The sequence below is a fragment of the Pseudomonas sp. B21-048 genome, assembly GCF_024748615.1.
Lineage (GTDB): Bacteria > Pseudomonadota > Gammaproteobacteria > Pseudomonadales > Pseudomonadaceae > Aquipseudomonas.
Window position 1 is genome coordinate 4,009,783 of record NZ_CP087168.1, and the last position, 21,185, is coordinate 4,030,967.

The 21,185-nt window shown below is 59.6% G+C and carries 20 protein-coding genes; 3 read left to right on the plus strand and 17 right to left on the minus strand.

Annotated features, from left to right (window positions below):
* Positions 1 to 35: 35 nt before the first annotated feature.
* A complete protein-coding gene (locus LOY56_RS18860; protein WP_258616459.1) occupies positions 36 to 929 on the plus strand; it encodes a LysR family transcriptional regulator in 894 nt (297 codons plus the stop codon).
* A 26-nt stretch (positions 930 to 955) separates the two neighbouring features.
* Here the strand turns inward: LOY56_RS18860 and LOY56_RS18865 are convergent, their stop codons facing one another.
* From LOY56_RS18865 to LOY56_RS18925, 13 genes are all read right to left on the minus strand, one after another.
* Positions 956 to 1,873: a DMT family transporter gene (locus LOY56_RS18865; RefSeq protein ID WP_258616465.1), complete on the minus strand. Its 918-nt coding sequence runs from the start codon at positions 1,871 to 1,873 to the stop codon at positions 956 to 958.
* Between the two features lie 449 nt (positions 1,874 to 2,322).
* Positions 2,323 to 2,916 carry an NTP transferase domain-containing protein gene (locus tag LOY56_RS18870; protein WP_258616471.1) on the minus strand — a complete coding sequence of 198 codons (594 nt, stop codon included), beginning with the start codon at positions 2,914 to 2,916 and terminating at the stop codon, positions 2,323 to 2,325.
* Positions 2,913 to 3,896 carry an XdhC family protein gene (locus tag LOY56_RS18875; RefSeq protein ID WP_258616473.1) on the minus strand — a complete coding sequence of 328 codons (984 nt, stop codon included), beginning with the start codon at positions 3,894 to 3,896 and terminating at the stop codon, positions 2,913 to 2,915. Before LOY56_RS18875 ends, LOY56_RS18870 begins: the two co-directional genes overlap by 4 nt.
* On the minus strand, positions 3,896 to 6,217 hold the full coding sequence (locus LOY56_RS18880) for a xanthine dehydrogenase family protein molybdopterin-binding subunit (protein ID WP_258616474.1): 2,322 nt from the start codon (positions 6,215 to 6,217) through the stop codon (positions 3,896 to 3,898). The genes LOY56_RS18875 and LOY56_RS18880 overlap by 1 nt, the downstream gene beginning before the upstream one ends.
* Entirely contained in the window at positions 6,214 to 6,687 is a 474-nt protein-coding gene (locus LOY56_RS18885) for a (2Fe-2S)-binding protein (protein ID WP_258616475.1), read from the minus strand. The genes LOY56_RS18880 and LOY56_RS18885 overlap by 4 nt, the downstream gene beginning before the upstream one ends.
* Positions 6,688 to 6,982: 295 nt before the next feature.
* A complete protein-coding gene (gene murB / locus LOY56_RS18890) occupies positions 6,983 to 8,002 on the minus strand; it encodes a UDP-N-acetylmuramate dehydrogenase (RefSeq protein ID WP_258616476.1) in 1,020 nt (339 codons plus the stop codon).
* Positions 7,999 to 8,463: a low molecular weight protein-tyrosine-phosphatase gene (locus LOY56_RS18895; protein ID WP_258616477.1), complete on the minus strand. Its 465-nt coding sequence runs from the start codon at positions 8,461 to 8,463 to the stop codon at positions 7,999 to 8,001. Before LOY56_RS18895 ends, murB begins: the two co-directional genes overlap by 4 nt.
* The gene (gene kdsB / locus LOY56_RS18900) at positions 8,463 to 9,227 is read right to left on the minus strand and encodes a 3-deoxy-manno-octulosonate cytidylyltransferase (protein ID WP_258616478.1); all 765 of its coding nucleotides are present in this window, start codon (positions 9,225 to 9,227) and stop codon (positions 8,463 to 8,465) included. Before kdsB ends, LOY56_RS18895 begins: the two co-directional genes overlap by 1 nt.
* Positions 9,224 to 9,409 (minus strand): Trm112 family protein, encoded by a 186-nt coding sequence (locus LOY56_RS18905; protein ID WP_003174668.1) that lies wholly within the window; start codon positions 9,407 to 9,409, stop codon positions 9,224 to 9,226. The genes kdsB and LOY56_RS18905 overlap by 4 nt, the downstream gene beginning before the upstream one ends.
* A gap of 25 nt (positions 9,410 to 9,434) precedes the next feature.
* Positions 9,435 to 10,445: a tetraacyldisaccharide 4'-kinase gene (lpxK, locus tag LOY56_RS18910; protein ID WP_258616479.1), complete on the minus strand. Its 1,011-nt coding sequence runs from the start codon at positions 10,443 to 10,445 to the stop codon at positions 9,435 to 9,437.
* Positions 10,445 to 10,873, minus strand: a complete 429-nt coding sequence (locus LOY56_RS18915; protein WP_258616480.1) for a biopolymer transporter ExbD — start codon at positions 10,871 to 10,873, stop codon at positions 10,445 to 10,447. Before LOY56_RS18915 ends, lpxK begins: the two co-directional genes overlap by 1 nt.
* Positions 10,870 to 11,505: a MotA/TolQ/ExbB proton channel family protein gene (locus LOY56_RS18920; protein WP_258616481.1), complete on the minus strand. Its 636-nt coding sequence runs from the start codon at positions 11,503 to 11,505 to the stop codon at positions 10,870 to 10,872. Before LOY56_RS18920 ends, LOY56_RS18915 begins: the two co-directional genes overlap by 4 nt.
* 97 nt (positions 11,506 to 11,602) lie before the next feature.
* Positions 11,603 to 13,837 (minus strand): DNA internalization-related competence protein ComEC/Rec2, encoded by a 2,235-nt coding sequence (locus tag LOY56_RS18925; RefSeq protein WP_258616482.1) that lies wholly within the window; start codon positions 13,835 to 13,837, stop codon positions 11,603 to 11,605.
* 136 nt (positions 13,838 to 13,973) lie between these two features.
* On the opposite strand from LOY56_RS18925, the gene LOY56_RS18930 reads away from it, so the two are divergent.
* Positions 13,974 to 14,489 carry a DUF2062 domain-containing protein gene (locus tag LOY56_RS18930; RefSeq protein WP_258616483.1) on the plus strand — a complete coding sequence of 172 codons (516 nt, stop codon included), beginning with the start codon at positions 13,974 to 13,976 and terminating at the stop codon, positions 14,487 to 14,489.
* A 44-nt stretch (positions 14,490 to 14,533) separates the two neighbouring features.
* On the opposite strand, the gene LOY56_RS18935 is transcribed toward LOY56_RS18930, so the two are convergent.
* The 4 genes from LOY56_RS18935 to LOY56_RS18950 form a co-directional block, all read right to left on the minus strand.
* On the minus strand, positions 14,534 to 15,739 hold the full coding sequence (locus LOY56_RS18935; RefSeq protein ID WP_258616484.1) for an ISL3 family transposase: 1,206 nt from the start codon (positions 15,737 to 15,739) through the stop codon (positions 14,534 to 14,536).
* 163 nt (positions 15,740 to 15,902) lie between these two features.
* The gene (locus LOY56_RS18940) at positions 15,903 to 16,682 is read right to left on the minus strand and encodes an ABC transporter permease (RefSeq protein WP_258616486.1); all 780 of its coding nucleotides are present in this window, start codon (positions 16,680 to 16,682) and stop codon (positions 15,903 to 15,905) included.
* On the minus strand, positions 16,679 to 17,611 hold the full coding sequence (locus tag LOY56_RS18945) for an ABC transporter ATP-binding protein (protein ID WP_123494600.1): 933 nt from the start codon (positions 17,609 to 17,611) through the stop codon (positions 16,679 to 16,681). Before LOY56_RS18945 ends, LOY56_RS18940 begins: the two co-directional genes overlap by 4 nt.
* 133 nt (positions 17,612 to 17,744) lie before the next feature.
* On the minus strand, positions 17,745 to 18,368 hold the full coding sequence (locus tag LOY56_RS18950) for a glutathione S-transferase family protein (protein ID WP_258616489.1): 624 nt from the start codon (positions 18,366 to 18,368) through the stop codon (positions 17,745 to 17,747).
* 344 nt (positions 18,369 to 18,712) lie between these two features.
* Between LOY56_RS18950 and LOY56_RS18955 the strand changes: the two genes are divergently transcribed.
* Entirely contained in the window at positions 18,713 to 21,160 is a 2,448-nt protein-coding gene (locus LOY56_RS18955; RefSeq protein WP_258616490.1) for an acyl-CoA dehydrogenase, read from the plus strand.
* Positions 21,161 to 21,185: the final 25 nt, after the last annotated feature.

Genomic DNA, 21,185 nt, shown 5'->3' on the forward strand with positions numbered 1-21,185 from the left:
CCTTCGGCCCGTTATGGAGCAAAGAGTGCGTGACTATGGAAATTGCTGAACTGGACGCTTTCAAAGCGATTGTTGACTACGGCAGCGTCACACAGGCAGCGATCAGGTTAAACCGCGCTCAATCCAGTATTTCCTTCCGCATCAAGACACTCGAATCACGGCTCAATACCAAGCTGTTCGAACGCTCCGGCCGCGGTATCACGATGACGGTGCAAGGCAAGGAGCTCTATGCCTACGCCTCACAAATCCTCGAACTGGTTGCTCGCGCTCAAGCCAGCCTGAGCCTGAGCCTGACAAAAACCGAAACACGGGTGCGTTTGGGTGTCATCGAAAACCTCACTATTACTCGCCAGAACCTGTTGCAAAGCATCGTTGCCAATCCCGACGGGCTGGCCGTGGATATCAGCATTGGTCATACACAGTCGCTGCTCAAGGATCTTGAGGCCGGCAAGCTCGACGCAGCGATTGTCGGCGCCGGCTTTGCACCTTCGCATTATCGCCGGGTAACACTGTTCAACGATCCGCTGGCCTTGATCTACAGTGCAGCACACCCCGCCATCCAGGACCTGAAAGCGTTCAGCGGCCAAGTGTTCCTGGTCAACAGCCGGCGCAGCGCTTCGCAACGTAATCTCGACGAACTGTTTGTGATGGGCAATATCACCCCGAAAAAAATCATCGAGTGCGGCTCTTATCCGCTGTTGTTTTCAAATGTGATCAACGGCGTGGGCGTTGCCCTGGTGCCGGTGTCACTGGTCGATTCGTGTTGCCGCAGTGAACAGGTGCAAACATATTTCCTGAGTGGTTCATATGCCTCGCTGACCACCGAATTCGTGTTTTTCGATCAGCCAGGCAAACCAGCCCCCAGAGCGCTGGCACAACGGGTGCTGGACTTCGAAAAACCGGCCGGCCTACCGCTGACGGCAGAATAACGGGCCGGGCATCCGTCAGCAGTTAGTCAAACCGCCTCCGCGCGCAGTGCCACCGGTGCCCTCCTTTTAATGGAACAGAGGATCACCCCAAACACGATCAGCACCAGACTGACCAAGTGATAGGCGTGCAGTTGCACGTCGAGGAACACGATGCTGAACAGCCCACCGGACAGTGGCACCAAGTGAGTGAAGATCTCACCACGGGTGGCACCGATTTCACCGATGCCTTTGCTCCAGAACAAGTACGACAGCCAGGACGGGAAAATCACCAGATACGCCAGGCCCAGCCACGGTGCAGCGCCCTGCCCAAGGTTGAACGTCAGATCAGGGTGCAACGCCCAAATACCCAGGCTGAACGGAATCAGGCATAACGCCCCCACCACCGCGCAATACGTCACGAACGCGTTGCCGGCGATGGTTTTGGGCTTTGTCCGCAAAAAGGAGCAATAGACAGCCCAACTGGCAGCCGAGGCCATGGTCCAGAAATCGCCTTTGTTGAAGCCTTCCAGAAAGCTCAAATCGGACAGATGCCCCATCGTCACCAGCCAGAACACCCCCACCGTACTGATGACCACCCCAAGCATGTTCGACCTGGAGATGAAATCACCGAAAACAAAACGGTTGAGGGCCAGTACCAGACAGGGCGTGGCCGACAGGTAAATCGCCGCATTCAACGAACTGGTGTATTGCAAACCGATATACAAGGTCAACGGAAATATAACCTGGCCACAGACCGCCAACATAACCAGGGTTAACCATGATTTACGGGCGGCCGGCAAACTGGCGATCACGGCCTTATAGTTAATCAGCAGTAGTAAAGCACTGGTAATCAGCCATCGAAGTTGCGACAGCAGCACCGGATCAACATCCACCACCATCAACTTTCCGACAACATAGTTACCGCCCCAGAACACGGCAGCGAGTGAAAGCAATAAGTACGGCATTGACGCCTCCGTTAGATTTTCTTAATTAACATGGAAGAGGCACCGTCGAACTCGACCTCCCCTTGCAGATGGAACAAGTCTTGATACACAGACAGTTGCGCGTGCAACACATCCGTAATGGGCACCCGCAACAGTGCCTGCGTCGCCAGTACCCGGGCCAGTTCATTGACATAGACTCGGCAAGGCTCGGCTTCGACAGGCGAACGGTTGGCGACAATCAGTGAGTTACCCCATCGACGGCGACAGTAAAATCGCCGGCCGAGGTGAGAGCAGTGAGTACTGAACGGATGTTCACCCCCACTGTGAACACCACACGCCACATGATCGTATGTCGGATAAAACCCACTGAATAACGAGTTTTATAGCTGGCACCCATCGATAAATACGAATGGGCGAAAGGAAGAGCCGATTATTCCGGGGAAGTGCGAATGCGACCCCGTTGACAACCGTTATTGAAAAACCAGCGCTGCAGGCACATCCACATCCCACAACACCCCGGGATCCTCCACCGCCACCTCGACCACCCTCGCCTGCGTGAACAGCGACCTGGCGCCGTGATCACCGGTCAACGCCATCAATCCCGAACCAAAACTTCGCCCGAACCCCACCGGATGCCCATATTGTCCCTTATGCACTGGCACGCTGACGGCATCCTCGGCAATATTCGCGACAACCTGCTCAATGCTGGGCGGCAGAATAAACGGCATATCCCCCAGCACGATCAGCCAGCCACCGAGTTGTGAGCACGCCGCCACACCTGCCGCAATGCTGTCGCCCAGACCGGTCGACTCGATCCGCACAATTTCACACCCATAGGCCTGAGCCATGCGAATCACTTGCGGGCGATTCGCCGTGGTCACCAGCACGCGCTTATCAAGCGCGGCCGGCAGATTCAACAGCACCTGCTCAATCATCGAATGCACGGTGATGCCGTCACGAGCGGTGCAGTCCACCAGCAGCTTGTCCTTGTCGTCACCCGCTACCTGTCGAAACCGACTGCCCTGCCCGGCGGCCAGAACGATAACGCCAATGGAGTCGTTCATACGCCCTCCTGCAACGGCCTCTTCTGTCTCAGCTCGACGCCGTTCTTGATCGCCACAATTTCGGCCAGCAGCGACAAGGCGATTTCCGCTGGCGTATGGCTGCCGATGTGCAAACCGATCGGGCCGTGCAAGCGCTCGATGGCCTGTTGTGACAAGCCTAGCTGAGCCAGGGTGTCCCGGCGCTTCTGGCTGTTGACTCGCGAGCCCAGCGCACCGACATAAAACGCCTTGGAGTCCAGCGCCGTGAGCAGCGCCATGTCATCCAGGCGCGGATCGTGGGTCAGCGCGACGATGGCCGTGCGCTCGTCGGTCTGGATGCTCAGCACCGCTTCATCGGGCATGCCCGGGACGAAGCGACCGTGTTGCTCTTCCCAGCCGTAGACGAACTCGGTGCGCGGGTCGCAGATCAGCACTTCGAAATCCAGCAGCCGCGCCATCTCGGCAACGTAGCGCGACAGTTGGCCGGCACCGATCAACAACAATCGCCAGCGCGGACCATAAATGGCACGCAAGGTCTGCCCGTCAAACACCAGCACATCTGTCTTGCTCGCCGCCTGCAAAATCACGTCACCGGTCGCCAGATTCAGCTCACGCGCAACGATTTCATGCGCCTCGCAGCGCGTCAGCAATTCGGCGACCCACGCCGGATCGCCGACGCGCTCTTCGGTCAGGCGCAGCGTGCCGCCGCACGGCAAACCAAACCGTGCGGCCTCCTCACGGGTGACGCCATAAGTAATCAACTGCACCGGCGGCCCATCGGCCGGGATACGGCCATCGTGCAGCCGGGCAATCAGGTCATCCTCGACACAGCCACCGGACACCGAACCAATCACCACGCCGTCTTCACGCAAGGCGAGCATGGCACCAGGTGCCCGGGGCGCGGTGCCCCAGGTCTGGACCACGCTGTACAACATCACCCGCTGACCGGCGCGGCGCCATTGCAGCACGCTGCGCAGGACATTCAGGTCGACGCTGTCCATCAGGCTTGCGCCTTCTGCCAGCCTTGTAACTGATAGCGCACCGGCAGATTACGGATGCGTTTGCCGGTGGCGGCGAAGATCGCGTTGCACAGCGCTGGCGCGATCGGCGGCACACCTGGTTCACCGACTCCACCCAACGGCACATCGCCCGGTGGCGTGACCAGGTGCACGGCGACTTCTTTCGGTGCCAGAGACATGCGCGCTATCTCGTACATGTGAAAATTATCCTGCTGAACCTTGCCGTCCTTGAAGCTGATCTCCCCCAACACCGCGTTGCCAAGGCCCATGACGCAGGCGCCTTCGAACTGCGAGCGAATCCGCTCGGGGTTAATCTGCGGACCGCAATCCACGGCGATGTCGGCCTTGTGCACGATCAACGTGCCATCGTCTTTGACTTCCACCTCGATCACCGCCGCCACATAAGTGACAAAACTATAGTGCACCGCCAGGCCCAAGCCTCGGCCCTTGGGCAATTCACGCCCCCAACCGGCCGCTTTGGCGGCGGTTTCCAGCACGGTGCGCATCCGTGCAGTGTCGATTGGATAACGCTCGGGAGATTCGCCGTAGTTCCACTCTTCACTCAAGGTGCGCGGATCGATCAATCTGTCCGGGCCGAGCAGTTTGATCTGGTACTTGAGCGGATCCTGGCCAGCCTTGTGGGCCAGTTCATCGACAAAACTCTGGATCGCAAAGCCGTGTGGAATGTTTGATACCGAGCGATACCAGCCGACCCGGGTATGGACCGTCGCTTCAGGGTTTTCCAGGCGCACGTTGGGGATCGCGTAAGCCATGTTGGTAAAGCCCAGGCCCAGCTCGAAAGCCGCCTGATGGTTCATCCCCGGTGCAAACAGCGCGGTGATACTCGGCGCCACCGTGCGGTGCAGCCAGCCGGACGGCAGACCATCCTTGTTCAGGCTGGCCTTTAGGTATTCGGCCGACACGGTGTGGAAATAGGAGTTGTGGATGTCGTCTTCACGGGTCCATTGCACCCGCACTGCCTTACCCGGGAACTCCTTGGCCAGGATCGCCGCTTCAACGACAAAGTCCGGCTTGGATTTGCGACCGAAACCGCCGCCGAGCAAGGTGACGTTGAGCGTGACGTTATCGAATGGAATGCCGAGGCGCTCGCCGATCCGTTCACGGGTGACTTGCGGTGCCTGGCTTGGCGCCCAGGCTTCGCACACGCCGTCCTTGAAACGGGCGATGGCGACCATCGGTTCCATTGGCGATTGCGCCAGGTGCGGCAGGTAGTAAGAGGCTTCGAGGGTGCTGTCGGCGCTGCTCATGGCCTGGTCGATGCTGCCGGTATTGCGCACCACTTTGCCGGGTTTGAGAGACGCGGCTTCGAGTTCCTTGCGGTAGGCGATCGAGTCATAACTGGCGTTGGGGCCGTCATCCCACTCGATTTTCAGCGCCTCGCGGCCCTTGATCGCCGCCCAGGTATTGCTAGCCACCACGGCCACACCGCCCAGAGGCTGAAATTCGGACGGCAATGGACGGCTTTCGATTTGCAGAACCTTGATCACGCCCGGGACTTTCATCGCGGCGCTGGCATCGAAGGATTTGACCTTGCCACCGTAGACCGCTGGACGCGCGATGGTGGCGAAGAGCATGCCGTCGAAATGCACATCGGCGCCGTAAACTGCACGGCCGTTGACGATGTCTGCACCGTCGATAGCCTTGCTGCCTTCCTTGCCGATGTAACGGAATTCCGAGGGTTGCTTGAGCCGCAGGCTGTCGCGGGCCGGCACTGCCAATGCGCTGGCAGCAGCGGCCAACGCGCCGTAGCCCAGTTCACGACCGGTCGGTTGGTGAATGACTTTATGCAATTGCGCATGGCACTCGCTGACCGGCACTTTCCACTGCGCGGCGGCGGCTTGCTCAAGCATGGTCCGCGCGGTAGCCCCGCAACGGCGCATCGGCTCGTACCAGTGACGCATGCTGCGCGAACCGTCGGTGTCCTGGTTACCGAAACGCACTTCGTCGCCCGGCGCCTGTTGCACTTTGACCAGCGCCCAGTCGGCGTCCAGTTCATCGGCTACTACCATGGTCAGGCTGGTGCGCACGCCCTGGCCCATTTCCGAGCGGTTGCAAACCACGGTCACGCTGCCATCGGCGGCGATGCTGACGTAAACCTTGGGATCATCGATCCAGCCGTTAGGCATGCCGTCGGCGCCGAACTTTTTGTCTTTTTCGGCGGCAAGCGCGTCCTGCCAACCCCAACTGGCTGCCAGCACCAGCGCACTGGTGGCGCCTACGCCTTTGAGGAAACCACGGCGGCTGAGGTTGCTCAGCGCAAAGTCATTCGGTAACTGGCTCATGCCTTGGCCTCCTTCAGGTGAGTGGATGCCTGGCGGATGGCGGTCTTGATCCGGTTGTAGGTGCCGCAACGGCAAATGTTGCCGACCATTGCCTCTTCGATTTGCTCGTCGGTGGGGTCGGGATTGGTTTTGAGCAGCGCCGTCGCGGACATGATCTGACCGCCCTGACAGAAGCCGCACTGGGCCACGGCTGTATCGAGCCAGGCTTGCTGAACAATCTTGCCTATTGGGTCGTTGTGCAATTCATCGATCGTTGTGACGTTCTGCCCGAACGCGGAACCGATGGTCGTGATGCACGCCCGCGCAGGCTGGCCGTCGATATGAATCGTACAGGCGCCGCACAGGCCCATGCCGCAGCCGAATTTCGTGCCGGGATGGCCGCCCGCTATATCGCGAATGGCCCACAACAGCGGCATCTCGTCCGCAACATCCATTTTATAAGGTTGACCGTTGAGAATCAGAGTATTCATGGGCACGCCCGCATAGTTATAGAGGTTATGGGGTCGAGCAATCTGCCGCGTGGGTTCCTTCACGCAGATCGACTCAGGCTAATGGGCTCTCTTATGCGGACGGCAACGTCTGCACCGGGCCTTTGGTGGAGCAAATGCTTGCATCGTTAGGTCGCTAAGTTAACCCAGCATTAACAAAAAAGCCCTGCTTAGACAGGGCTTTTTAGCTGCAAGTTTTAAGCTGCAAGCTTCAAGTAGAAACAAAGCAGCGAAGCTCGATATTGCAGCTTGCAGCTTGAAGCTTGACGCTGCTTTCCTAATACCGATTGGGCTCCATTTCCAGGTCGACGTGGAAACGTTCTGAAATGTCTTTCTGAATGCGTTGCGCCAGGTTCAGCAATTGCAGGCCCGTTGCGGTGCCATAGTTGACCAGCACCAGCGCCTGTAATTTATGCACACCGGCATCGCCGTCGCGAAAGCCCTTCCAGCCGGCCCGTTCGATCAGCCAGCCCGCCGCCAGTTTCATTTGCCCATCGGGTTGCGCATACGCCACCAGATCCGGGTATTCACCCTTGAGTTGCGCCACGAGTGCGGCTGGTACCAACGGATTCTTGAAGAAGCTGCCGGCATTGCCGAGCACCACCGGGTCCGGGAGCTTTTCGTTGCGAATGCTGCAAATGGCCTGACTGACATCGGTAGGCGTCGGGTGATCGATGCCCAGCGACGTCAGACGCTGGCGAACCGGGCCGTATTCCAGGTGCAGGTGCGCGGTGCGATTGAGGGTGAAACGCACCCGCAGGATCAACCAACGCCCCGGCTCTTGTTTGAACAGGCTGTCGCGGTAGGCGAAGTTGCACTCGGCCAGTGTGAAATCCCGCAGCTCACCGGTCTGGCGATCGAGGGCGGTGAGGCCGGCAAACACGTCTTTGATCTCGACGCCATAAGCGCCGATATTCTGCATCGGTGCCGCGCCCACAGTGCCGGGAATCAGGCTGAGGTTTTCCAGCCCCGCCAACCCTTGCGCCAAGGTGTGTTGCACAAAGGGATGCCAAGGCTCGCCCGCCTCGGCTTCGATCACCACCTGGTTGCCGTCATCGCTCAGTACACGAATCCCGCGTGTGGCCATGCGCAACACCAGCGCCTGCACATCCGCGGTCAGCAGCAAATTGCTGCCGCCACCAATCACCAGCACGGGCACATCATGTTCCAACCCATAGGCCAGGGCTTCGCGCACGTCAGCATCGCTATGGGCCTCGGCAAATAGCCGGGCCTGAACATCCACACCAAAGCTGTTGAACGGCTTGAGCGATACCAGCGGATGTACCTGCAAACTCATAACCGTCCCTTCAATTCGATCACCAGCAGGTCGCTGGCGCGCTCAATCAGGTCCAGTACCGTTTCGAATCCCTGGTCGCTGTCGTGATAAGGATCCGGCACTTCATCGATTTCCGACTGGAAGCGACGCAGGAACAGGTCCAACTCGGCCTTGCCCTTGGCTGGTTGCAGAGCCTTGAGGTGGCGCAGGTTGCTGTTGTCCATCGCCAGAATCAGGTCGTAGGTGGCGAAATCGGCGCGGTTGACTTGCTGAGCACGCTGGGCGGACAGGTCGTAGCCGCGCAGTTTCGCCGCGGCCTGGCTGCGCTTGTCCGGGGGCTTGCCGACGTGCCAGTCACCGGTGCCAGCGGAAGCCACCTCGACTTGATCAGCCAGCCCCGCCTCACGCAGCTTGTGCCGCAATACGCCTTCGGCCGTGGGGGAACGGCAGATATTGCCCAGGCAAACGAACAGAACCCGCATCAGGCCTCCAGCAAGCGACGAACGCGCTCGAGGTCTTCAAGGGTATCGACGCCGGTGGGTGGCGCGATCAATGCATCAGCGACATGAATTCGCACGCCATGCCAGAGCGCCCGCAGTTGTTCCAGAGACTCGGTGTTCTCCAGCCAGCATGGGCCCCAGGAGACGAAGTCCTGCAGGAAACCGGCGCGATAAGCATAAATGCCAATGTGACGGCGATACGGCACACCTTCCGGCAATTGCTCGCGGCTCTTGGCGAACGCGTCGCGAGCCCACGGCAAGGTGGCACGACTGAACGTCAGCGCCAGGCCATTGAGGTCGCTGACCACTTTGACCACGTTGGGATTGAACAGGGTTTCCACGTCTTCGATCGGCTCGGCCAGGGTGGCCATGCGTGCTTCGGTGTGGGCCGCCAGGTTGGCGGCGACCTGATCGATCACGCTCGGCGGAATCAACGGCTCATCGCCCTGAACGTTGACCACGATAGCGTCTGGAGCCAGACCCAGTTTCGCGGCGACTTCGGCCAGGCGGTCAGTGCCGGAGTTATGATCTTCGCGCGTCAGCACCACTTCGGCGCCAAAGCTTTTGCAGGCCTCGATGATGCGCGCATCGTCAGTGGCCACGACCACGCGCTGGGCACTGCTTTTGCTCGCCTGTTCCCAGACATGCTGGATCATCGGCTTGCCGGCGATCAGCAACAGGGGTTTGCCCGGCAGACGCGTGGAGGCATAACGCGATGGAATGACGACGGTAAAGGCTGTGGTCATTTATCCAGGCGCTCGTCGGTGGTCAGGGTGCGCGCTTCGCTTTCGAGCATCACCGGGATGCCGTCGCGAATCGGGTATGCGAGGCCGGCGCCCTTGCTGATCAGTTCGGTTTTGTCGGCGCTGAGCTTGAGCGGACCTTTGCAGATCGGGCAAGCGAGAATATCGAGCAATTTGGTGTCCATGAACATTCCCTGGATAAAAACGGAGTTAAGGCAAAAGACGAGCCGGCACCAGGCGCATCAACTGCGTATCGAACCAGGCCACGAAGGCCGGCGATGGCGCAGCATCGACCGCCAGGTACCACCAATCGGCGGCGGCGAAGGCACGGCACTTCACCGCGTCTTTTTCCGTCATCACCACGGGCAATGACGGGGTGAAATTCAAGGCCTGCACGCTGTACTCGGCGTGGTCGGCAAATGCATGCGGCACTGGTCGCCAGTGTAGCGTTTCGAGGGTCGTGAAGAAACGCTGGGGATTGCCGATCCCGGCCACGGCGTGAATGGCTTGGCCTGAGGGGAAGTGGTCGAGAGGCCAGCGTTCGCCGCTTTGCAGATTGACCAGCGCGGTGGGTTGCAGCTGGAAGGCAAAACCGTCGATGCGGTCGGCCGTGGCGCCGTTATAAAGCACCGCATCGACGCTTTGCAGGCGCTCGATCGGTTCGCGCAACGGCCCGGCCGGCAGGCAACGTTGGTTGCCCAGCCCTCGGGCGGCATCGATCAGCACCAGTTCCAGGTCCCGGGCCAGCCGATAATGCTGCATGCCGTCGTCGGAAAGGATCAGGTCCAGCGGCTCACTCGCCAGCAAGGCTTTGACCGCGCGGCTGCGGTCCGGGTCGATCATCAGCGGCACGCCGGTGCGCTGAACGATCAACAACGGCTCATCGCCCGCCACGTCCGCGCCTTGATCCGCCTCGACTCGCCACGGCAATTGCGAAGGTTTGGCGCCATAACCACGGCTGACCACGCCGACCCGCAAACCTCTGCGCTGACAATGCTCGATCATCCAGAGGATCAACGGCGTCTTGCCGGTGCCGCCCACCGTGATGTTACCGACCACGATCAGCGGCACCGGCGATTGGTAGATCTCGCCCTCGCCTGCCAAAAAGCGCTTGCGCTTGCCGGTGACCACACGCCGATACAGCCATTCAAGCGGCTGCAACAGCTTCAATGCCGGATGACCTTCGTACCATGCAGCGAGCAATCGATCGGACATAGCCATCAGGATGCTGGCGCCGCCTCGACAGTGGTCATGCGCAAATGACTGAAACCGAGCTTGCCGGCAGCATCCATCGCGGTGATGACGGACTGATGGGGCGTCTTGCCATCGGCGCTGATGGACAGCGGCAGGTTAGTGTCGCCGTTGGATTCTTTCTGCAGCGCTTCCATCAGACTGGTCAGGTCGTTCTTCGGCAATAACTGGTTGTTGACCGAGAACGCCCCGTCGGCGCTGATGGCGATGTCCAGTTGCTTGAGCTGCTGGTCTTCGGCCGGGGAACCGCTGACCGCTTCCGGCAAGTCGACACGCAACTGGGTTTCACGGGTGAAGGTAGTGGTCACGACGAAAAACAGCAGCAGGATAAACACCACGTCGATCAGCGACGCGAGGTTGATGTCTACCGTTTCCCGCGGTTTACGACGGAACTTCACGCCTTGCCCTCGGCCAGGTCCACGTCGCGGTCGCCCTGTACCACCTCGACCAATTTGATCGCTTCCTGCTCCATGCCCACCACCAACTCATCGATCCGGCGTTGCAGAAAGCGGTGGAAGAACACGGCTGGGATGCCGACCATCAGACCTGCGGCGGTGGTGATCAGCGCCTTGGAAATACCCCCGGCCAGCACGGTGGCGTTGGTGCCCATGCCCGTGCCCATGAACGCACTGAAAATATCGATCATGCCCAGCACCGTACCCAGCAAACCCAGCAACGGGGCCATGGCGGCAATGGTGCCGAGGGCATTGATATAGCGTTCGAGCTCATGAATCACCCGCGCTGCGGCTTCTTCGATGCACTCTTTCATGATCTCGCGACCATGCCTGGAGTTCGCCAGACCGGCGGCCAGGATCTCGCCCAACGGAGAGTTGGCGCGCAGTTCCTTGAGTTTTTCTTTATTGAGTTGTTTGTCCTTGATCCAGACCCAGACCTGACCGAGCAAGTGCTCCGGGGTCACACGGCTGGCACGCAGGGTCCAGAGACGCTCGGCGACGATCGCCATGGCCGCGATGGAACTCAGAATGATCGGCAGCATCATCCAGCCGCCGGATTTGACCAATTCCCACACAGTGACAGTCCCCTCGAAAAAGTGCGCCACTCTAACATAGGGGGTGGACGCACCGAAGACCGCGATGTCGCATCCGATCGGGCTTCAATTGCGCGGGTTACTGGCTCAAGGGTGGCGGATCGCGCCAGAAACGCCGTTCTTGAAGCATCGTCCACGGCGGCTCGAAGCGTCCCAGTTGCAGACGAATGGCACCTTGCTCGGCGCTGTCGTAAATCGCCACACCGCGCTTTTGATAGCGCGCCACCACCGTGGGATGGGGATGGCCGAAAGAATTGCCGTTGCCACGGGAGATCAGCACTGCTTTGGGTTGCAAGGCGCGGAGCAACGCCACCGAAGACGAACTGCGACTGCCATGGTGCGGGGCTTGCAACCAATCCGTCGGCACCGCCAATGGACCGTCGAGCAGCGCCCGCTCGGCGGCAGCATCGATGTCGCCGGTCAGCAGCAACCGCTCGTCATTGGCTTCAATCTGCAACACGCAGGATTTTTGATTGCTGTCGCTGGCAGACGGCCACTGCCAGAGTTGAAACGTTACCCCGTCCCAGGTCCATTGCTGACCGCTCTCGCAGCCCTCGGCGTGTAACTCGTCTGGCAGGGCCAAGTGATCGCCACTCAATACTTGCTTCACTGGCATTGCGCTGGCAATCGCTCGCGCACCACCGGCGTGATCGGCATCGGCATGGCTGATCAGCATCAGATCGAGCCCGTTCACCCCCAGTTTGCGCAATGACGGCAGCACCACCCGCTCACCCAGATCAATATCGCCAAACCGTGGCCCGGCGTCATACAGCAAGGTGTGATGGCGAGTGCGCACCAGGATGGCCAACCCCTGACCGACATCCAGCTGCCAGACCTCGGCCATGCCTTCAGGCAACGTGTGCCGGGGCGGAAAAACCAGCAAAAGCAACATCGGCCAGCCCAACAGGCGCAACGGCACGCCTCGCGGCAATAACAGCACAAAGGCCCCCAGCGTGCCGAGCGCCCATACCCACAACGGCACCGCCACCGGCACCCACGCGGGCAATTGCCCGGCGATCAACGCCAACCCCTTGAACAAAAGTTCGATCAGACCGCCGGCCAACCACAGCAACCCTTCACCCACATAAGGAACGGGCAACAACAGCGTCCCGAGCAAGGCCGGCGGCAGCACCACCAGACTGATCCAGGGCACCGCCAGTAAATTAGCCATTGGCCCGCTGAGACTGATCGGCAACCCCAGCACCAACAGCAGCGGACACAGACCGATCGCGATCAGCCATTGGGCGCGAGTCCAGGTTTGCCACCAACGCCACGGCCCCAATCGCCCGCCAAAGGTGAAAATCAGCACCGCCACCGCCGCGAAGGACAACCAGAAACCTGGTTGCAGGCTCGCCAGCGGGTCCAGCAGCAGAATGCCATCAAACGCCAGCAACAGCGGCCACCACGCGCCAAGATGACGAAATCGTAGCCGCCACAACAGCACCAGACCGATCATCAGGCAGGCCCGCCGCACCGGCACCTCAAAGCCGGCTAGTAGCCCGTAACCGAGCGCCGCCGCGAACGCCAGTCCGCACGCCCATGGCAACCACGGTAAGCGCTTGGGCCATAAGCCGTAACGCGCCAATCCGGCAATCAGCAGATACACCACTCCCGCCAGCAAACCAACGTGCTGCCCGGAAATCACCAACAAATGCACGGTGCCGGTGTCTTGCAGCACCTGCCAGTCCTCACGACTGAGCCCGGCGCCATCCCCCAGCACCAACGCCGTCAGCGCTCCCGTTCGCCCTTGGGCATCCACGGCCTGCAAGCGCTGACGGATGCCGTCGCGCCAGGCCCACTGTGCTTCCATCAGTCGTTGGCCATCTTTGACGGTCCCGGTGGCGCCGATGTGCCGGGCCAGTAACCAGGCGTCGTAATCGAACGCATGCGGATTGAGCAATCCGGCAGGACGCTTCAATTTGACCGCCAGTCGCCAACGCTCGCCGCTGTTCACGGGCGGCCCGCCATACCAGGCCAGGCGCAGGTGCCGAGGCAGTCTGGTGCGACGCGACTGATTGTCCGTCAGCTCGAAACGCACCACGCCCTCGACCTGTTGCGGCAACCCGGTCACACGACCTTCGACCCAGCGAGTCTCGCCATCGAGATTCAGTGCCAGACGATCATTCAGCGCCCACTGCGCATTCGCGCCCGCCCAACTCAAACCGAACAACAAAAATGCCAGGGGAAAGGTGCGAAACGGCAGCAACATCAATCCCACTACCGTCAGCAACAGCCATAACCCCGCCGGCGGTAATGCCGGTAAAAAACGCAGGGCCAGCAGACCCAACGCCAGCGCCATCATCCCTGTGCGCATAAGCCCGTCCTTGAGAGTCCCCTCCCTAGGCTTAGCCGGTTCGCCGCACGTCTGTTGTTATCAATTGTCACAAAGTCTGAATGGGCGGTTCGTAGAATCCAGACATACTTGCCGCCTGAACCGACCGAGAAGCCTTATGCCCCGGCGTTTATTCAAACGTTACATGCCAGACCCGAGCAGCATCAGGGAACACAAATCCTTACGCTTTCTTGGCACCCTACTGCATGACCCGAACCTCTGGCACCTCAATCGCCACTCCGTGGCCCGGGCCATGGCGGTCGGTCTGTTTGCGGCGTTCCTGCCTATCCCGCTGCAAATGCTGTTGGCGGCGATCCTTGCCATTGTGGTGCGCGGCAACATGCCGATTGCCGTTAGCCTGGTCTGGCTGACCAACCCGATCACCATGCCCGCGGTGTTCTTCTGCACTTATCAGACGGGTGCCTGGTTAATGGATGTTCCCGCCCGCAGCCTGCCGGATGAGTTGACCTGGGAATGGATCAGTGGCGAAATTTCGACACTGTGGCAGCCGTTTTTGCTTGGCTCGGTGGTGACGGGGCTGGGGCTGGGTGCTCTCGCCTATTGCCTGACCATGATGTATTGGCGCTGGTGGGTGAGTCGGCAGTGGAAGCGGCGAAAGAAAAGTCGAATGTAAGAATGGAAAACGGCCTCCGATGCGGAGGCCTTTTTTTTGGTTCTTCACGGATTACCGGGAAAGACGCTCTTGATCTTCATGAAAAAGAATTCGCTGTCCCGGTAACCGTACGCCATCCGCTTAATGACCTTTATTCGATTGTTTATGCCTTCCAGCTGACCCGTGTGCATCGGCCAGCGAACCCGGCTGACGATGCCCCGCCAGTAACCCTTTAGTCGCTTTGCAAACTGGATCAGAGCCGGTATTTCACTTTCTTGAGCATGGCGCAGCCATTGCTTCCAGGCTGATCGCCAGCCCCAAGCGGTGCTCGGCGTCCAAAGCGTTTTGAGTTCAGCCTTCATCAAGTAGACCGTCATCAACGCTTGGTTGGCCGCCAGCAGATCCTCCAAACGGACCTGTTGCTCCGGCGTTTTCAGGTTCTGCGGATTACGCAGAAGCAGCCATCGCGCTTGCTTGATGACCTTGCGCGCAGGCTTGTCGTGACGTAGCCGATTAGCTTCGTCGACGCGGACTCGATCAATGACCTCTCGGCCATATTTGGCCACCACATGAAAGAGGTCGTAGATCACTCGCGCGTTCGGACATTGCTGGCGAACCTCCAGGTCAAACGCGGTGTTCATGTCCATCGCCACCGCTTCTATGCGAGCGCAACCCTGCGGTCCGAGCTCTTCGAAAAATGGCCTGACCGCCGCTCGGCTGCGGCCTTCGCCGATCCACAGCACTCGTCGTGTATCCGCATCCAGCACAACGCTGGCGTAGCGATGACCTTTGAACAGGGCGAATTCGTCCATCACCAGGCGCCGTGGCTGCGCCTTCGGCAAAACACTCAGCGCCGCTTGCAAGGCCCGACGCTCCAGCAACCGCACGGTGTCCCAATGCAGCCCAAACATCTGAGCCACGTGCAGCGTGGGAAGGCGCTCGCAGGCTTGAATGACGGCCTCAGCCAGGCGGCGCGTCATGCGGGCATAGCGATCCAGCCAACTGACGGCCTCCATACGTTTACCGCAATCACGGCAGCCCACACGTCTGAGCAACACACTGAGACGCACCGCACGGCCGAGGATGGGTAAATCACGAACGGTTCGCTCGCAATACTCATGAGTGGTTGAACAGGGCTTTTGGCACCCGCCACAGGAGGGGAACCGGGTGGCATGAGGGGTTAGATCGATTTGTAGCGTATCGCCATCAGGCTTGATGGTGACAACAGAAAAGCCCTCCCAAAAAGGAAGGAAAGTATTAATATCGCGCATAAGAACGCCGGTTTGTTAGATGTGTTTGCTCGCACGAACATCATCAATCAAATCGGCGTTCTTGTTTCTGTGTTTCCCGGGATTCCGTGAAGAACCTTTTTTTTGCGGTGTCTGGGCTGACGTCATCGCGAGCCTGCTCGCGATGCAGGCGACTCGGTCTCCCTTAGGTACGCATCCCGCGACCACTCACCAGTAACCGCGCACAGCCGATATACAGCACAACGGTCGCAATGAGCATGAAGGTAATCGCCACGCTGATCCTGATGTCCGACACACCAAGAATGCCGTAACGGAAAGCGTTGACCATGTGCAGCACCGGGTTGGCCAGCGACACGGTCTGCCAGAACGGTGGCAACAAACTGATCGAGTAGAACACCCCGCCCAGATAAGTCAGCGGTGTCAGCACAAAAGTGGGAATGATCGAGATGTCATCGAAGTTGCGCGCAAATACCGCGTTGATGAAACCCAGCAACGAAAAGATCGTCGCCGTCAGCACCACCACCAGAACGGTCACACCCAGGTGATGCACCTGCAGCGTGGTGAAGAACAACGACAGCACTGTCACGATGAGCCCAACCATCAACCCGCGCAGTACGCCGCCCAGGGTGTAGCCGATCAGAATTGTATGCGGTGACACCGGCGACACCATCAATTCTTCGATGGAACGCTGGAACTTGCTGCCAAAGAAACTCGACACCACGTTGCCGTAAGAGTTGGTGATCACCGACATCATGATCAGCCCCGGCACGATGTACTCCATGTACGTGAAGCCACCCATGCCGCCGATCTGCCGACCGATCAGATTGCCGAAGATCACGAAGTACAGAACCATGGTGATGGCCGGCGGCAGCAGGGTCTGCGGCCAGATCCGGGTGAAGCGCTTGACCTCACGGTAAACGATGGTATTGAGGGCAACGAGGTTGGGCTGCAGCTCGGAACTCATACCGCCACCTTCGACAGATTCTTCTCCACCAGGGACACGAACAACTCCTCGAGGCGATTGGTTTTGTTACGCAGGCTCAACACTTCGATGTTCTGCTGCGCCAATTGGGTGAACAGCGCGGTAATGCCCATGGCCTTGTCGACCTGAACTTCCAGGGTATGACTGTCGATCAGTTTGGCCGGGTAACCGAGCAACTGCGGAGCCACTTGCAAGGTGTTCTTCATATCCAGCAGGAAGGTTTCGACATGCAGCTGGCTGAGCAACTGCTTCATGCTGGTGTTCTCGACAATGGTGCCGTGGTCGATGATGCCGATGTTGCGGCACAACTGCTCAGCCTCTTCCAGATAGTGAGTGGTGAGGATGATGGTGATGCCTTTCTTGTTCAGTTCGGTGAGGAAGGTCCACATCGAGCGACGCAATTCGATGTCTACCCCCGCCGTCGGTTCGTCGAGGATCAGCAGGCGCGGTTCGTGAACCAGCGCACGGGCGATCATCAGTCGGCGCTTCATGCCGCCGGACAGGGAGCGCGACGGCACATCGCGCTTGTCCCACAGGCCCAGCTGGGTCAGGTACTGCTCGGCGCGTTCCTTGGCGATTTTCGCCGGGATGCCGTAGTAACCGGCCTGGGTCACGACGATGTCGAAGGTTTTTTCGAACTGGTTGAAGTTGAATTCCTGGGGCACCACACCAATGCAGCGCTTGAGCGCCGCCGGTTCCTTGTCCAGGTCATGACCAAAGATATTCACCGTTCCGCTGGTCTTGTTCACCAGGGTCGAGAGAATGCCAATGGTCGTGGATTTGCCGGCGCCGTTAGGGCCGAGCAAGGCGAAAAAGTCACCTTCGGCGACGTCCAGATCGATACCACTCAAGGCCTGGAAACCGTTGCCGTAGGTTTTGGTTAGCTGCCGGATGGACAGAGCGGAACTCATATCGGATTTACGCACCAAGAAGGGAAGAAAGGAATAAATAAGGGCGGGCGGCGAGCAATGCAACCGCGGCGCATGAGCGCAATGGTGCTTGTCGCTGCCGCACAAGTACAGTCAAGCGTGTCGATAGTGAGTATTAAGTCAACGCGGTCATGACCGCCTTCTGATAGGCCGGACGCTGTTTCAATCGCGCATACCAGGCTTGGAGATGAGGCTGCGGCGCTCGCTCGATCGGCATCTCGAACCAGGCATAAATGAAACTGCCCAAAGGAATGTCGCCCATGCCGATCTCGTCGCCGGACAGGTACGGTTTAGCCGCCAGCGCTTGATCGGCCATTGACAGCAGATCGTCGCACTCCTTGATCGCGGCCTTGATGGCCGGCCAGTCCTGCTGGTCTGCCGGGGTGCGCAATACGCCCCAGAACACCGTGCGGAACGGCGCGGCAAAACTTGAGGTGGTCCAGTCCATCCACTTTTCCGCCGAGGCCCGGGCTTGCAGATCTGTCGGATACCAGGCCGTATCGCTGGCATGACGGGCCATCAGATAACGGACGATGGTGTTGGACTCCCACAGCACAAAACCGTCGTCTTCGATCACCGGCACGCGGCCGTTGGGATTCATCGCGCGGTACTCAGGCGTGTCGACCACGCCAAAGGCGCCGCCGGCGTCGATGGCTTCATAGGCCAGGCCCAGTTCTTCGGCCGCCCACAACGGCTTCCTGACATTCGACGAATTTTTCCGACCCCAGATCTTCAGCATGACCGCCCCTTTTTGGATGAATGCGCAGGCAGCATACGCCGGATCAGACGCGGCTCAAATCGCTCTGCATGTCCACCCGCAACACCGACGATTGCTCGCCCAATTCCCTAGGGAGAAGCCACAAGTCTGTGTGACAGCTTCAGCACAGAGATAACGACGTTTCGGCCAAATATCAGCATTTGCCGACCTGTCGCGAAAGCGTACTTCCGCCCGCCCTCGAAATATCCGACGCATTCCAACCGTTGCTTCCTACACGCTCAGACTCATCGCTCTGACCACCCTTTTCATGGATGCCGTCTAAGCTCTGAAAGTGGTTTTGCCCTTGGCTTAACGGAGAATTGAATATGCTGCTGTTGTGGATACTGGTTCTGGTGGTCGGGATGGCCTATCTGGCACATCGCCGCACTGCGCCGCTGCCCGCCTTGGGCATCATCGCTGTCTATCTGCTTGCAATGGGCATCTTCAGCCATGCTCCTGTCTGGCTGATGCTGATTTTCTGGGTGATGCTCGCCGCTGTGGCCGCGTTCCTGTTGCTGCCGGATCTGCGCCGAAAACTCTTCACGGCACCGATGTTCAGCTGGTTTCAAAAAAACTTGCCGCCGATGTCGCAAACCGAACGTGAAGCCATTGAAGCCGGCACGGTCTGGTGGGACGGCGAGCTGTTCAGCGGCCGCCCGGACTGGAACACACTGCTGGCCTATCCAAAAGCGCAACTGAGCGAAGAAGAACAAGCCTTTATCGACGGCCCGACCGAAGCGCTCTGCGCCATGGTCAGCGATTGGCAGATCAGCCAGTTGATGGACCTGCCGCCCCAAGCCTGGGATCACATCAAACAGCATGGCTTTTTTGCCCTGATCATTCCCAAGGAATACGGTGGTAAAGGCTTCTCGGCCTATGCCCACTCCCAGATCGCGATGAAACTGGCCACCCGCAGCGGCGACCTGGCCTCGACGGTCATGGTGCCCAATTCCCTCGGCCCGGCGGAACTGCTGCTGCATTACGGCACCGACGAACAACGCAATCATTACCTGCCACGGCTGGCTCGCGGCGACGATATCCCCTGCTTTGCCCTGACGGGTCCGATGGCGGGCTCCAACGTCGGCGGGATGACCGACACCGGGGTGATCTGCACAGGTGAATGGGAAGGCAAGGAAACCCTCGGCCTGCGTCTGAACTGGGAAAAACGCTACATCACCCTCGGCCCGGTGGCGACCCTGATCGGCCTGGCCTTCAAGGCCTATGACCCGGACCATCTACTGGGCGACAAAGTCGACCTGGGGATCAGCCTCGCCTTGATTCCAACCCAGACCGCCGGAGTTGAAATCGGTCGCCGTCACCTGCCGCTGGGCGCCTCATTCATGAACGGCCCAAACTCCGGCAAGGATGTATTCGTACCGCTGGAATTCATCATCGGCGGTCAGGAGATGCTCGGTGAAGGCTGGATGATGCTGATGAATTGCCTGTCGGTCGGGCGTTCCATTTCGCTGCCTGCCATCGGTACCGCCGCGGGCAAGTTCACCAGTCTGGTGACGGGCCAGTACGCGCAGGTTCGCGAACAATTCAACGCACCGCTGTCCGCCTTCGAAGGCATTCAGGAAGCACTGGCGCGGATCGCCGGCAGTACCTGGCTGATGGACAGCGCACGGATGCTCACCGCCAACGCGGTCGACCTCGGCGAAAAACCATCGGTACCCTCGGCCATTATCAAATACCACCTCTCCGAACGCGGCCGCGAGTGCATCAGCCACGCCATGGACGTGCACGGCGGCAGGGCCATCATCATGGGCCCGAACAACTACCTGGCGCGTAGCTGGCAAGGTGCGCCCATTTCCGTCACGGTCGAAGGCGCGAACATCCTGACACGTAACTTGATGATCTTCGGCCAGGGCGCTATTCGCTGCCATCCGTTCGTACTCAAGGAAATGGCCCTCGCCCACCGCGAAGACAAACAACAGGCCCTGATCGAGTTCGATGCACTGCTACTCGATCACCTTGGTTTTGCCGTGTGCAACGCCGCCAGCACACTGGTGCTGAACCTCGGCCTCGGGCATTTCGAACACATGCCCGGGGACAAGCTCAGCCAAGGCTACTTCCGCGCCCTCAACCGTCAGGCCGCGGCATTTGCCCTGCTTGCAGACCTGAGCATGATGCTGCTGGGCGGTGAATTGAAACGTCGCGAACGGCTGTCCGCACGTTTGGGTGATGTGCTCAGCCATCTGTATCTGGCCTCCGGTGCACTCAAGCGTTATCACGATCTCGACTCGCCCGAGCATATGCATCCGCTGTTCACCTGGGCCATGGAAGAGAGTCTCGGCCAGTCCGAACGCGCGCTGGACGAACTGCTGACCAACTTCCCGAACAAGGTACTTGGATGCTTGCTGCGGGTGATGGTGTTTCCGTTCGGTCGTCGCCACAGAGGCCCGTCGGACAGACTGGCGGCCCAAGTAGCAGCCGTCATCAGCCGCGCCAAGGGCGATCCAACGCTTGAAGAGTTACTGGGGGGCTGCTATCGCCCGCAATCACCAGAAGACTCGGTCGGCGCTCTGCAGCACGCTTGCAACTTGCTGAACGACGCCAAGCCACTGCAGAAAAAGCTCAATACGGCATTGAGAAGTCGCCAGGTCAAACCCACTGTTGGAGAATCTGCCATTGATGCCGCCCTGGAGGCTGGCGTCTTGCAACCAGTTGAAGCCCAGACCTTGCGCGAGGCAGAAGTGGCACGACGCAAGGTGATTGATGTCGATGATTTCGACCCAAAGGAGCTGGTATTGGCCAAAGGCAAGGTCCGCTGATCCAGTCGACTACCCTATGTGTTCT

Bases quoted from the DNA above. Each gene is read 5' to 3' on its own strand.
- LOY56_RS18860 (WP_258616459.1), top strand. From the start codon at position 36: ATGGAAATTGCTGAACTGGACGCTTTCAAAGCGATTGTTGACTACGGC.
- LOY56_RS18865 (WP_258616465.1), bottom strand. From the start codon at position 1,873: ATGCCGTACTTATTGCTTTCACTCGCTGCCGTGTTCTGGGGCGGTAAC.
- LOY56_RS18870 (WP_258616471.1), bottom strand. From the start codon at position 2,916: ATGAACGACTCCATTGGCGTTATCGTTCTGGCCGCCGGGCAGGGCAGT.
- LOY56_RS18875 (WP_258616473.1), bottom strand. From the start codon at position 3,896: ATGGACAGCGTCGACCTGAATGTCCTGCGCAGCGTGCTGCAATGGCGC.
- LOY56_RS18880 (WP_258616474.1), bottom strand. From the start codon at position 6,217: ATGAGCCAGTTACCGAATGACTTTGCGCTGAGCAACCTCAGCCGCCGT.
- LOY56_RS18885 (WP_258616475.1), bottom strand. From the start codon at position 6,687: ATGAATACTCTGATTCTCAACGGTCAACCTTATAAAATGGATGTTGCG.
- murB (WP_258616476.1), bottom strand. From the start codon at position 8,002: ATGAGTTTGCAGGTACATCCGCTGGTATCGCTCAAGCCGTTCAACAGC.
- LOY56_RS18895 (WP_258616477.1), bottom strand. From the start codon at position 8,463: ATGCGGGTTCTGTTCGTTTGCCTGGGCAATATCTGCCGTTCCCCCACG.
- kdsB (WP_258616478.1), bottom strand. From the start codon at position 9,227: ATGACCACAGCCTTTACCGTCGTCATTCCATCGCGTTATGCCTCCACG.
- LOY56_RS18905 (WP_003174668.1), bottom strand. From the start codon at position 9,409: ATGGACACCAAATTGCTCGATATTCTCGCTTGCCCGATCTGCAAAGGT.
- lpxK (WP_258616479.1), bottom strand. From the start codon at position 10,445: ATGGCTATGTCCGATCGATTGCTCGCTGCATGGTACGAAGGTCATCCG.
- LOY56_RS18925 (WP_258616482.1), bottom strand. From the start codon at position 13,837: ATGCGCACAGGGATGATGGCGCTGGCGTTGGGTCTGCTGGCCCTGCGT.
- LOY56_RS18930 (WP_258616483.1), top strand. From the start codon at position 13,974: ATGCCCCGGCGTTTATTCAAACGTTACATGCCAGACCCGAGCAGCATC.
- LOY56_RS18935 (WP_258616484.1), bottom strand. From the start codon at position 15,739: ATGCGCGATATTAATACTTTCCTTCCTTTTTGGGAGGGCTTTTCTGTT.
- LOY56_RS18940 (WP_258616486.1), bottom strand. From the start codon at position 16,682: ATGAGTTCCGAGCTGCAGCCCAACCTCGTTGCCCTCAATACCATCGTT.
- LOY56_RS18945 (WP_123494600.1), bottom strand. From the start codon at position 17,611: ATGAGTTCCGCTCTGTCCATCCGGCAGCTAACCAAAACCTACGGCAAC.
- LOY56_RS18950 (WP_258616489.1), bottom strand. From the start codon at position 18,368: ATGCTGAAGATCTGGGGTCGGAAAAATTCGTCGAATGTCAGGAAGCCG.
- LOY56_RS18955 (WP_258616490.1), top strand. From the start codon at position 18,713: ATGCTGCTGTTGTGGATACTGGTTCTGGTGGTCGGGATGGCCTATCTG.